12 protein-coding genes and 2 pseudogenes are annotated in these 11,154 nt (G+C 38.6%); 11 read left to right on the top strand and 3 right to left on the bottom strand.

Going from position 1 to position 11,154, the window contains the following annotated elements; translation table 11 throughout:
• Window positions 1-122 precede the first annotated feature (122 nt).
• The 10 genes and pseudogenes from KS419_RS14355 to KS419_RS14310 form a co-directional block, all read left to right on the top strand.
• Window positions 123-359, top strand: a pseudogene (locus tag KS419_RS14355) (DUF6385 domain-containing protein); the annotation flags it as partial.
• Between the two features lie 110 nt (window positions 360-469).
• Entirely contained in the window at window positions 470-835 is a 366-nt protein-coding gene (locus KS419_RS14350; protein WP_217067083.1) for a hypothetical protein, read from the top strand.
• A gap of 196 nt (window positions 836-1,031) precedes the next feature.
• Window positions 1,032-1,757, top strand: a complete 726-nt coding sequence (locus KS419_RS14345) for a hypothetical protein (protein WP_217067082.1) — start codon at window positions 1,032-1,034, stop codon at window positions 1,755-1,757.
• A 409-nt stretch (window positions 1,758-2,166) separates the two neighbouring features.
• Window positions 2,167-3,384, top strand: coding sequence for an L-lactate MFS transporter (locus KS419_RS14340; protein ID WP_217067081.1), 1,218 nt, complete (start codon window positions 2,167-2,169; stop codon window positions 3,382-3,384).
• 168 nt (window positions 3,385-3,552) lie between these two features.
• Complete coding sequence (locus tag KS419_RS14335; protein WP_217067080.1) at window positions 3,553-3,906, top strand: Na-translocating system protein MpsC family protein; 354 nt, start codon at window positions 3,553-3,555, stop codon at window positions 3,904-3,906.
• A 462-nt stretch (window positions 3,907-4,368) separates the two neighbouring features.
• The gene (locus KS419_RS14330; RefSeq protein WP_217067079.1) at window positions 4,369-4,866 is read left to right on the top strand and encodes a DoxX family membrane protein; all 498 of its coding nucleotides are present in this window, start codon (window positions 4,369-4,371) and stop codon (window positions 4,864-4,866) included.
• Between the two features lie 227 nt (window positions 4,867-5,093).
• A complete protein-coding gene (locus tag KS419_RS14325) occupies window positions 5,094-5,555 on the top strand; it encodes a hypothetical protein (RefSeq protein WP_217067078.1) in 462 nt (153 codons plus the stop codon).
• Window positions 5,556-5,797: 242 nt separating this feature from the next.
• Complete coding sequence (locus KS419_RS14320; protein WP_217067077.1) at window positions 5,798-5,962, top strand: hypothetical protein; 165 nt, start codon at window positions 5,798-5,800, stop codon at window positions 5,960-5,962.
• Between the two features lie 91 nt (window positions 5,963-6,053).
• Window positions 6,054-7,253, top strand: coding sequence for a sensor histidine kinase (locus KS419_RS14315; RefSeq protein ID WP_217067076.1), 1,200 nt, complete (start codon window positions 6,054-6,056; stop codon window positions 7,251-7,253).
• Complete coding sequence (locus KS419_RS14310) at window positions 7,189-7,827, top strand: response regulator transcription factor (RefSeq protein WP_217067075.1); 639 nt, start codon at window positions 7,189-7,191, stop codon at window positions 7,825-7,827. Before KS419_RS14315 ends, KS419_RS14310 begins: the two co-directional genes overlap by 65 nt.
• A gap of 320 nt (window positions 7,828-8,147) precedes the next feature.
• Here the strand turns inward: KS419_RS14310 and KS419_RS14305 are convergent, their stop codons facing one another.
• Both KS419_RS14305 and KS419_RS14300 read right to left on the bottom strand, forming a co-directional pair.
• Window positions 8,148-8,801: an SGNH/GDSL hydrolase family protein gene (locus KS419_RS14305; RefSeq protein ID WP_217067074.1), complete on the bottom strand. Its 654-nt coding sequence runs from the start codon at window positions 8,799-8,801 to the stop codon at window positions 8,148-8,150.
• 32 nt (window positions 8,802-8,833) lie between these two features.
• Window positions 8,834-9,460, bottom strand: a complete 627-nt coding sequence (locus KS419_RS14300; RefSeq protein WP_217067073.1) for a polysaccharide deacetylase family protein — start codon at window positions 9,458-9,460, stop codon at window positions 8,834-8,836.
• Between the two features lie 250 nt (window positions 9,461-9,710).
• Between KS419_RS14300 and KS419_RS14295 the strand changes: the two are divergent.
• Window positions 9,711-9,971: pseudogene (locus tag KS419_RS14295) on the top strand (ATP-binding cassette domain-containing protein); the annotation flags it as partial.
• Here KS419_RS14295 and KS419_RS14290 read toward each other — a convergent pair.
• Window positions 9,967-11,078 (bottom strand): IS3 family transposase gene (locus KS419_RS14290; protein ID WP_217066546.1). Its coding sequence is split into 2 segments (ribosomal slippage): window positions 9,967-10,829 and window positions 10,829-11,078, totalling 1,113 coding nucleotides; the frame shifts between segments, so codons are not numbered across the junction. The pseudogene KS419_RS14295 and the gene KS419_RS14290 sit on opposite strands and share 5 nt — an antisense overlap.
• Window positions 11,079-11,154 lie beyond the last annotated feature (76 nt).

Here is an 11,154-nt window from a genome sequence, read left to right as displayed (position 1 = left end):
AGTGGGGAATAAAACCACTTCCCCACTCGTCACCAAGGTTACATATTCTTCCTTAACTTACTTTTTTTCCACCCACAAACATTTTACTCTAACAAGCCCTTCCCCCATTTGATGTATCTGAACTTAAGGTTTATACCATTGCAGTGGTTAATCTTAATGACAATGAGATTGAAGCGGAAATACAAATTAGTCCAGATGATATTCATTATTACACAGATATCAGGTCGGAGGTAATTTGTCCTTTTGGAATGGAAGTTTTTGTTCCTCAACGATTTCTTCAATTTGTTAGAGTAGTAATTACAGTGAGAGAACTATGTGAATCTGCTAAACTAAAAGTTTATATGCAGGCGCAATACTAACTTTATTCTAGTAACGGGAAGTACAAGATACCTCGGTCTAAAAACGTTTCAATAAATTAACATTAGCCCTTTAGTAGTTAGTCGATTAATGGAGCATTTGGAGGGGACGTATGCCTAATTTCAATCCTTTCAATCGAAATCCAGAACAATTGAAAAACCAGATCCACGGGAAAGTGTTACAATCCAACAAAGTATTACCAATAACTATTAGTCCAGAAGGGATTTTAACTGTTCAGACCAAGTATTCTCCTTTTGATGATTTAGTAGTTTCCCAAAGTAATGCCATTATCGAATTAGTATCAGTTTATGGTCTATCTGCATTACGTGATGTAACATCAACAAATGGAAGTGGTTCCATTTCTTTTACAGGTACTGAATTTCAATTAAGTACAACGACCAATGAGAATGACAATGCAATATTAGACAGTGCAGAGAAGGGGAGGTTTTACCTGGAACAGCAGTTCAATGTGGAATAGGAGTACGGCTTCCAGACACGCCTGTAGATAGTCAGGAACTCAATGGGGATATTTTGGTGATGAAAATGGTTTTTTCTTTGGCCGAGATGTTACTGGTATATATGTTACAATCCGAAGAGGGGGAACGACGACCAAAACGTATCAGGAAGACTGGAATGGAGATAAATTAGATGGAACAGGACTAAGTGGATTGACGTTGACGTTAAGTGAAGGTAATATATTTGAAATCTTATTTACCTGGTATGGTTATGGGGTAAATGATTACCGGATTATTCTTGCCGATGAACAAAATGTGCAGCAGGTAGTTACTGTCCACCGGCTTAAAACGACAAGGGAAACGAGTGTGATTGATCCCAATCTAACAATAAGGGCGAACGTCACTAACGGAGGAGAATCCGCTTCAACTGGTCTGAATTTATTTACTTCAGGGCGCTCATTTCGGGTAATCGGAACATTTGACCCAATCAGCAGAATTACATCAGAACGCCGTCTATCTGTAAGTTTGAGTAATTCTTTTACACCTACAGTTAGTTTTAGAAGAAAAGCAGATTTCCCTCCTGGGACAGACCGTCCAAATTCTGTTACGGTGACAATAGGTGGGCTTGATATCTTATCCGATACAAATCTAGTATTTGAGATTCGGTTAAATCCAACATTAACAGGTGCATCTTTTGGTACTCCAATAAATACAACTTCATCGGAAACCGCCTTAGAATCGGACACTTCCGCCACAGGGATTTCTGGAGGAGAATTGATTTACGCTGGTTTAGGTGCCTCTGGTCAAGGGAATAGAGCAGCATTAACGGATATTGAAGAGATTCGCCTCGTTCTTCCTGTTACTCAACCTGTCATGCTTTGTGCACGTACTGTTTCAGGAAGTGGAAATGCAAGGTTCGTTTTCCGTATGATTGAATCATGGTGAAGATATTGACAAGGGACAGCAAATTTACTATACTTTATTCAATATCTGAGAGCTCCTTCCAATGTCCGTTTACAGGGGAAGAGGAAATCAGTCTTCGTACAAATCCTTATAAATGAATAACATATTTTTTAAATGGTAGCTTGAATAAACACTTAACAGTGAGTATGGAAGAGACCGACGTTCTAAAGGCGTTGGTCTCTTTTTTTGTTGAAAGGTAAGAAAGTATAAGTTTTTGCACCTTCGGGCAAGTTGTCTAGCTCCAGCGCCTACTCGCTGCGGGGCACTTCGGAAGTGACAACCGAAGTCAAAGAGCGGACTTCTAGTTGTCATTCCTCCACTGCCCTACGCTCGTGACCAAAGGCGCTTGCGCTTTTCTTATAAAAAAACGTAATCTTGGAGGTGTGCGGCTATGAATCGTTGGTTTGTCGTTCTTGGTGCAATAATCATTCAACTTAATCTTGGAGCGGTCTATGCGTGGAGCTTATTTAATCAGCCGTTGATGGATAAATTCGGGTGGGAGCGGGAAGAAGTGGTGCTCACGTTTTCCTTAACAATTGCTGTATTTGCTTTTTGTACGATTTTTGCTGGAAGATTACAAGACCGAATCGGGCCGAGATGGGTAGCAACCATTGGTGGAGTACTGTTGGGTATTGGATTGCTTTTATCAAGTCAGGCAACAACTCTTCTGGAACTTTATTTCTATTATGGTGTTATTGGAGCAGCGGGAATTGGAATGACCTATGTTTGTCCGTTATCGGCTTGCGTAAAATGGTTCCCTGAAAAAAGGGGATTTATCAGTGGGATAGCAGTGGCAGGTTTCGGACTTGGTGGGCTAGTTTTTCAGCCGGTTATTCGCCTTTTGATTGATACGGTAGGTGTTTCATCCGCCTTCTTTCATCTTGGGCTCATTTATTCATGTCTTGTGATTCTTGGGGCACAACTTCTAAAAAATCCCCCAGTTGTGAAACGGGAAATTGATGAAATTGAAGCACAAATGGTAGAAAGGACAAAGCAGTTTTCCACAAAGGAAATGCTGACAACGTATCAATTCTATCTATTATGGTTTCTCTTTTTATTTGGTTCCATGTCAGGATTAATGGTCATCAGTTATGCGGTGGATATTGGTGTGGAATTAGCAAATCTTGATTTGTCAAAAGCTGCAAATGCGGTCATGGTAATCGCTTTATTTAATGCAGGAGGGAGAATCCTATTAGGGAAATTATCGGACACCATTGGGAGAGTTAATGCCTTAATGGTAGCCTACGGAATAACGGCACTCATTATGTTTTATATGAGCTTTGGTACCTTAAATTATTCCATGTTTATAATTTGTGTGTCTCTCATTGGATTTTGTTTTGGCGGATTTCTTTCCCTCTATCCAACCATCACAGCAGATTTTTATGGTACGAAAAACATGGGCAGTAATTATGGACTTATGTACCAAGCTTATGGGTTATCGGCATTTGCTGGACCATTCGTCCTGAAATTTCTTCCATTTACACAAGCATTTATTATCTCAGGTCTTTTATGTCTTTTGGCATTTATCGTAATTAAAACTATAGGGATGCCAGCATTATCGGAACGAAGAGTGATTACACCGGAAGTTATTGATGGTAAAAAAGGGTAGTTCTTTCTCCCATTGACTTTAAAGACTGAAAAAGCTAGAATTTGGTTTAAAGTTTGAGAAAAAAATCACATTCTGAATCCTTCAATAGGTTGGTTTATTTGGAGGTAATTTCGAACGGTATGGCTGGAAACTGTCCATGTTACAACGGTTAGAAAACGGGAGGATATGATGAAAAAGACGAAAGGTTCGGTGGAAGCTGAAATTAGTAAAATTCTTACGCAGTGGGAGAAAGATTATCTTGGTAGGGGATCTGTTTCTGTGAAAACGGATATTTTGAGGGATATGATTATTGTTACTTTACATGGCATCTTAACTCCCGCGGAATACGCCCTTTGTCAGACAAAGGAAGGGAAAGCTACTGTGAAAAAAACTCGTTCTGACCTAGTAGAAACAGATGTTTCCACTTTAAAAGAGTTGATTCTAAAAGTTACTGGGAAGGAAGTGAAATGTTTTCACACTGATTTAAGCACCAGCTCTGGGGAGCGAATAATTGTCTTCCGGTTAACTAGTTCATTAGAATAAATTGCACGTAAGATAGTAGAGGGTGCCCAAAATGTCATAATATGTGACTTAAGGGAATACCCTCTTTTTTATTGGTATTTTTCCAACTTCCAAATTTCCGTTTCCAATTCACTTCATAATTGTGGCAAGTTTCATACTGTTTATTTCCAATTTAATATAGTCTGTTTTAGCAGAGGTAGCAACCGAAATACATAAGACAATCTCTTTATTACTTGTATTTATACAGTCAAATTACAAAGTGTGATTTCCGTCACACTTTAGTCACCAGTTTGCAACGGGATGTTCACAGGTAGAGTGCGTCAAAGGGGATTTCCTGATATATACTAGGAGTGTAAAGAGAGTTAGTAATCACTCACTCAAAAACGAAGATTCAAGAGCAATTATCCATATATTTTTATTAAAACAACAGTAGGGATTACTTACTAATCTTTCAAACTTAAACAACCTTAGGGGGAATGTAACATGTTTATGGAATTCTTACGAAACAACAAAATTGCTGCTGGTATTTTAACAATTTTACGTGTATATCTTGGCTGGTCATGGATGACTGCAGGTTGGGGAAAAGTAACAGGAGAGCCATTTACCGCACAAGGCTATTTAATGGGTGTAGTAAATAATGAAACTGTCGCAACACAATATCCAACCTATCACGCTTTCATCGAAAATTTTGCAGTGCCAAACGCTGGTCTATTTAGCTTTATGGTAGCTTGGGGAGAGCTGTTAGTCGGAATTGGATTATTACTAGGTGTTTTAACTACTGCTGCTGCCTTTTTTGGAATTATGATGAACTTTGCATTCATGTTCGCAGGCACCATTTCTTCCAATCCTTGGATGATTCTGTTGACAGTATTCATTTTAGCTGCTGGTTATAACGCCGGTAAATTCGGTGGGGACCGCTGGGTAATTCCTTATCTTCAAACAAAGCTATTCAAAGGTAAATTTGCAGCAACAACAGCATAGTCCATCCTAAAATACGTTTTTACAACCATTAAGATAGAAAAGTGTTTCAAGATTAATCCTTGAGACACTTTTTTTCATTCTTACTTCTATATACTCCCAAAAAAACCGGACCATTTATTCAGATATTGCTGTTTACATGGACGATCTTTCCTATTGTTTTTTTTATAATTGATTTTATAATGATCATATTAGGTTCAATTTACTTATGGAGAGGCAGAGAGCGCAGAATGAAGAAGTGGGTCAGTGCAATTATATTAGTTGCAATTATTGGTTATGTTGGTTATTATTTTGCACAAAATGTATTAGGAAACACAGATGGAATGATGACTTATCTTGAGGACACGGAGGAATTAACCAATGATTATCTTGGCCTAATTGAGCAAGAAGCATTAATTGATTCGGAAGATGTACTGTATGAGTTTACGGAAAATATATTACTTCCAGGTTTACGGGACATTTTAGAAAGGTCAAAAGAGATTGGTGCCCAAATAGATAAAGACCAATTAAAAGAGGTCCATGAACTCCACAATCGTGCCATTGATCTTCATATCAAGGCTGAAGAAGCATGGTTAGCAGGAGAAGAACCTGATTCTTATTATGAAGAATCCGATGCACTATATTTACAATATGAAGAGGAATTGGACGCCCTTGCCAAAAAATGGGGAGTGGAAATTGAATGGTTGGAGTAATTAATACGGTTTAAATTTTATAAAAATAATATTCATACCGTCAACAGTGGTCATTGTTGTCGGTTTTTTTGAAAGGCTCTTTTCGCATAGATTGTTGTTTTAAAGCAAAATTTTTGCTTGGATACATTACAGGCTGACGCTTTCACACAAGGTACAAGTGCGACATCTGCTCATTCTTCGCAGTATCTTCTTTGCCACGGGCACGGCCTCAAAGAGGGATACTTCGTTGAATAAATTGCGATTTGTTTCAACGGACAGGACGTCCTAATATCGGGCATGCCACAGGACGTGGCGTTTTGCCCGATGAACGGACAGGACGTCCTAATATCGGGCATGCCACAGGACGTGGCGTTTTGCCCGATGGACTGATTCACCTCTTCAAAATACGAGTAGAGGAAGACACATAGGAGCTTGAGATTGTTATTAATGGGAAGGCAAAACAGAAACTTGTTTCCCTCGTGTATAATAAAAGTAATATAGGATAAGGGAGGGAAATGGATGGGGAAAAATTTGTGGTCTTTTCTTGGGCGATTCCTATTATTATTGTGCATATGGGTATTAATTCTAGTAGATTCTTCAGAAAACATGTTGTCAAATGCTGTGTTTCTTTTGTTGTTAAGCGGCTTTTTTCTTTTCTATTTTCTGAGGCCTCTGTTTCGAGTGAAATTATACATACATATTATCATGTTGACTTTTCATACGGTAATACAATATTTTATTCTCCATAATCAGTTTACTGGTCTATTTATCTATTATTTTATTCTTGTAGAATTGATTTTTCTCAAAGAAAAAGAAGGAAGGAAGTTAGTTCTATCTACCATTGCAGCAAGTATGATTCCATTCTTGGTTCCAGAGAATTGGTCAACACAACTACCGATATTATTACATCATATTCTTCTAATAATCTTTTTTGGTCTTGCAGTTTGGCTAACAGATAAAATACAAGAAAGGTTAATGGAGAAGGAATATTTATATGATGAACTTATTAAGGAATATCGCCTTCTTAAACGTCAGGCAGTTCAGGTTGAAAATAGTGCAAGGGCAGAAGAAAGAACAAGGGTTGCAAGAGATATGCATGATTCAGTTGGTCATAAATTGACAGCCTTGATGATGCAATTGGAAATTTTAGAGCGGACAGTAGAAGATGGAAAAGGTGGCATTAAGGAAGCGAAGAAGATGGCAAAGGAAAGTTTAATGGAGACAAGGAGTGCTGTCAAAGCGTTGAATAAAGGAGAAGTGGCGGGGATGAGCTCTGTTATCCAACTTATCCGTAAACTTGAAGTGGAAAGTCATATCCGTGTCAATTTGACAACGAAAGAAGGTGTCCTTTCTGCTCCCCTAACGAATTTACAAAATGTTGTTGTTTATCGTTTCATCCAAGAAGGACTAACGAATGCCATGCGTCATGCACAATCGCGTGAGGTCACGATGATCTTAGAATTACTTGGAAACCATACGATGAAGATGACTGTCACGAACAAAATACATGTTTTAAAACCTTTTATGGAAGGCTTTGGTTTATCAGAGATGCGTAAACGCTTTGAAGGTGTAAAGGGAAAGTTGTATGCTCATCAAACAGAAAAAACCTTTTATTTAATAGGAACATTTCCACTTCGAAAGGGGGAGCAGGTCAATGAAAAGGATCTTGCTAGTGGAAGACCAGCATTTGGTGAGACAAGGATTGAAAATGATGATTGAGGAAAGCAACGAGTTTAAAGTGGTGGGAGAAGCGGCAAATGGGATAGAGGCGGTACAGTTTTTTGACCCAACAGCGGTTGATCTTGTGGTGATGGATATTCGAATGCCTGAAATGAATGGATTGGAGGCAACAAAGGAAATTATTCAGCAAAATCCAGATGCAAAAATATTAATCTTAACAACCTTTGATGATGATGACTATGCCTTAGAAGCATTAAGATACGGGGCACGGGGATATATGTTAAAGGATACGGACAGCGAACGTCTTATCCTTGCCATGAAGAGTGCAATTGTTGGTGGGATGAGCCTGGACGAGGGTGTTGCCGCAAAAATAGTTCCGAAGCTTTTGGAAAGGAAGGAATTGGAGAAGAACCTGATTATAGTTCCATTAACTAAGCGGGAACTGGCTATTACCAGATTGGTAGGTGAAGGGAAAAGTAATCAGGAAATAGCTGCAATACTCTACTTATCAGTTGGAACGGTAAAAAATCATATTAGTCATATATTAGATAAATTGGAACTGCGGGATAGAACACAACTGGCGATATATGCATTGAAGAATGATCTAGTTTAATAGAACGTGAGTGTTTGCGAACGAATAGGAAACATTCATGTTGGTATCCAAATTAGATTGAAAAACTGAAAAGGAACGACTTTCCGAAGGTATCGTTTCTTTTTTCAAAAGAAGTAATAAGTTTTGGCACCTTCGGGCGAGTCTGGTTCCATCGCCTACTCGCATGGGAACTGTAAAAGTGGTGCTTTTCCACTTTTACAGTCCCTAAGGCACTTCGGAAGTGACAACCGAAGTCAAAGAGCGGACTTCTAGTTGTCATTCCTCCACTGCCCTACGCTCGTGAGCCTAGGCGCCTGCGCTTTTCTTATTATAAGACTTTTTTATTTATTCCAGTCAAATCCAATTTTATTTAACAGTGCTCTTGTAATGACCATGTGTCCTGTTGGAGTCGGGTGGACACGATCCCATGCTAATGTGGCAGAATAAAGTTCATGTAAAACGAGATCAAATGCAGCCTGGGTATTTACGAACTGACAATCATAATTTTCAGCTATTCGTTTTACAACTTGGCCATATTGGTCCATTGTTTGGCGCATGGCATCCTCCTCATTCTTTTCTAAATAATATGGTGTCATAAGAATTAATCCTTTAACCGTTGGACGAGTTTCCTGAATCAGTTTTTCTAATGTTTCTTCATATTCTTCTATGTAAACATGATTGTCCTTTATAAAAGGGGTGTCGTACTGACGCCAAACATCATTAATTCCAATCATAATGCTTAACCAATCAGGTTTTTGAGCGATCACATCATTTTCCCAACGCTTTTTCAAATCTCGCACCGTATTCCCGCTGATCCCTTTGTTTACCACACGGATTCCTAGTTCAGGATAAACAGATTGTAAAAGCCCGTCCACATAGGAAACATACCCATTTCCTAATGCCCCAAATAACCCTTCTCCTTCTGGTTTTACACGATCACAATCTGTGATAGAGTCTCCAACTAACAAAAATTTTTGCCCTTTTTCAAGTTTCATATCCTTTACCTACTTTCGTTGATGAGTAATAATCATTTTCTTGCTGACTTCAATAATTCACTTATTGTTACAAGTTGATAGCCATCTGATAAGACTTCCTGTACAAGAGTCCTTACTGCCTCAACCGTTTGAGAACGGTCACCGAATCCATCGTGAAACAGGAGAATGCTTCCATTTCCAATGTGGTTACGACTTTTGGAAATGATATGTTCCACCCCAGGCATTTCCCAATCTGTTGCATCTGGATTAAGAGCCCCAATAACGTCATAATTAAAATCCATTACTACAGAATTTACCTCTTCATTATAATCAAAAAATGGTGGTCGGAAAATGGCAGGAGTGGACCCAGTCAGTTCCATGATAATGGAATGAGTTAACTCTAGCTCCTCTCTACACTTCTCCTGATTTAGTTGCGTTAACATGGGATGTGACCAAGTATGGTTTCCAATCTCATGGTCTTTTAATACAACGTCACTAACGATGTCTGGGTATTCTTTCATTTTTTCTCCAATCATAAAAAAGGTTGCTTTGCCATTACATTCATTGAAAATGTCTAATACTTCGGGGGTATATTGTGGGTTCGGCCCATCATCAAAAGTAAATGCAACCATTTTTAGTGCTGTATGAACAGAATGGTAAATATTGATTTGACTACTCATTGGGATCTCTCCTTAAGAATTTGTTCAACAATTATCTCATTCGGACTGACTTTTTTCCATAGTAAAGTGTGACCTCGGTCACGGTTATTAAGGCATTTTAGTGACGGAGTGTACTATTCGATGTTTTATTAAGGAGCTAAAATGAAATCAGATAAGGTAATTATTCGTACGGAATGTTGGAGGAGTGGTTAACATGTTAGAGGTTGTAGATTTGAAAAAAAAGTTCAAGAAAACAGAAGCGGTCAGGGGTATGAATATGTTTATTGAAGAGGGAGAAATAATCGGATTATTAGGTCCAAACGGAGCAGGGAAATCAACAACAATTTCAATGATTTCTTCTCTCATCAAACCAACAGAAGGTGATGTTTTCATCAAAGGAGAGTCTATTGTAAAGGATCCCACTGTTATACGTCCGATCCTCGGAGTGGTTCCTCAAGAGATCGCTCTTTTTCTAGATCTGACTGCTAAGGAAAATATGGTATGTCAACACTTATGTGGACAAATATTTAAAGGTGTATTAACTTGTATTCAGACGGTGTTAAATAACCTAGTGATCCATGAATTCGAATATTATTGTACCAATGTACGTAGTCAAAAAGTTCAAGGTCAAGTTCGTGTTGGCTAGAGAAAACCTTCCCATGAACGAACTCTGTTTTGATTGTCTTGAATGTAGCTTCAGCTACGGCATTGTCATAAGGCGTTCCTTTTTCACTCAATGAGCGTTCTATACCAAAGGCTTCTAGGGCTTGATCAATCAGTTTATTTTTAAATTCACTTCCTCTATCTGTGTGGAATAATTCAAGTCTATTAAGATTGTATTTTACTGATGTGAAGGCACGCTGAACTAACTCAGCACTTTTATGAGGACCAGCGCTGTAGCCAATAATTTCACGATTATATAAATCTACTAAAACACAAATATAATGCCATTTCTGTTGAACTCGAACGTATGTTAAATCACTCACAATCACTTTCAGTTCCTGGTCTTGATCGAATTCACGGTTCAATGTATTCCCTATCTCCGATTCATTACAAGACGTTCTAGAAGGCTTGAATTGTGCTACGGTGTATTTGGAAACTAATCCTTGTTCTTTCATGATTCGGCCAATACGCCGGCGAGAAACCTTCCAACCCTTCTTTTTTAGCTCTATCTTTATCTTTCTCTGGCCATAGTTATCCCGACTTTTCTTAAAAATATCGACGATCAGATTCGTTAACTCTTCCTCTTGGTTATCTCGAATCTCTGCTTCATAATAATACGTACTTCTCGGTAGTTGTAGGACCTCGCACATTGCTGATACCGAGTATTTGTGACTGTTCTGTCGGATCACATCTACTTTCGTCCCATGATCAGCGCGGCTTGCTTTAAAATATCATTCTCCATTGCTAGTCGTTGATTTTCTTTTCGTAAACGAATTAGCTCTTCTTGTTCCGGTGTACGGTTCTCTTTCTCTTCAAAAGACCCACTATTCTGGTGCTGCCTAACCCACTTATCAAAGGCAGATGGCGTCAGCTCGTATTCTTTGATAATTTCAGCCCTTGGCTTACCAGAAGCGTGCAACTGAACTATTTGTTCCTTAAATTCTTTTGTGTAGCTCCTTCTCTCTCGTTTGGCCATTACCGATTCCCCTCAGCGTTTATTTGAATCAAGTGTATATGACCTTAACGAATCTGTCCAACCAAGTGTAACCTAT

This window comes from Evansella tamaricis (assembly GCF_019042215.1).
Classification (GTDB): domain Bacteria; phylum Bacillota; class Bacilli; order Bacillales; family Salisediminibacteriaceae; genus Evansella; species Evansella tamaricis.
This window is presented reverse-complemented; position numbering and strand designations above follow the sequence as displayed.

Bases quoted from the DNA above. Each gene is read 5' to 3' on its own strand.
- KS419_RS14315 (WP_217067076.1), top strand. From the start codon at position 6,054: ATGGGGAAAAATTTGTGGTCTTTTCTTGGGCGATTCCTATTATTATTG.
- KS419_RS14300 (WP_217067073.1), bottom strand. From the start codon at position 9,460: ATGAGTAGTCAAATCAATATTTACCATTCTGTTCATACAGCACTAAAA.
- KS419_RS14350 (WP_217067083.1), top strand. From the start codon at position 470: ATGCCTAATTTCAATCCTTTCAATCGAAATCCAGAACAATTGAAAAAC.
- KS419_RS14310 (WP_217067075.1), top strand. From the start codon at position 7,189: ATGAAAAGGATCTTGCTAGTGGAAGACCAGCATTTGGTGAGACAAGGA.
- KS419_RS14340 (WP_217067081.1), top strand. From the start codon at position 2,167: ATGAATCGTTGGTTTGTCGTTCTTGGTGCAATAATCATTCAACTTAAT.
- KS419_RS14335 (WP_217067080.1), top strand. From the start codon at position 3,553: ATGAAAAAGACGAAAGGTTCGGTGGAAGCTGAAATTAGTAAAATTCTT.
- KS419_RS14330 (WP_217067079.1), top strand. From the start codon at position 4,369: ATGTTTATGGAATTCTTACGAAACAACAAAATTGCTGCTGGTATTTTA.
- KS419_RS14305 (WP_217067074.1), bottom strand. From the start codon at position 8,801: ATGAAACTTGAAAAAGGGCAAAAATTTTTGTTAGTTGGAGACTCTATC.
- KS419_RS14325 (WP_217067078.1), top strand. From the start codon at position 5,094: ATGAAGAAGTGGGTCAGTGCAATTATATTAGTTGCAATTATTGGTTAT.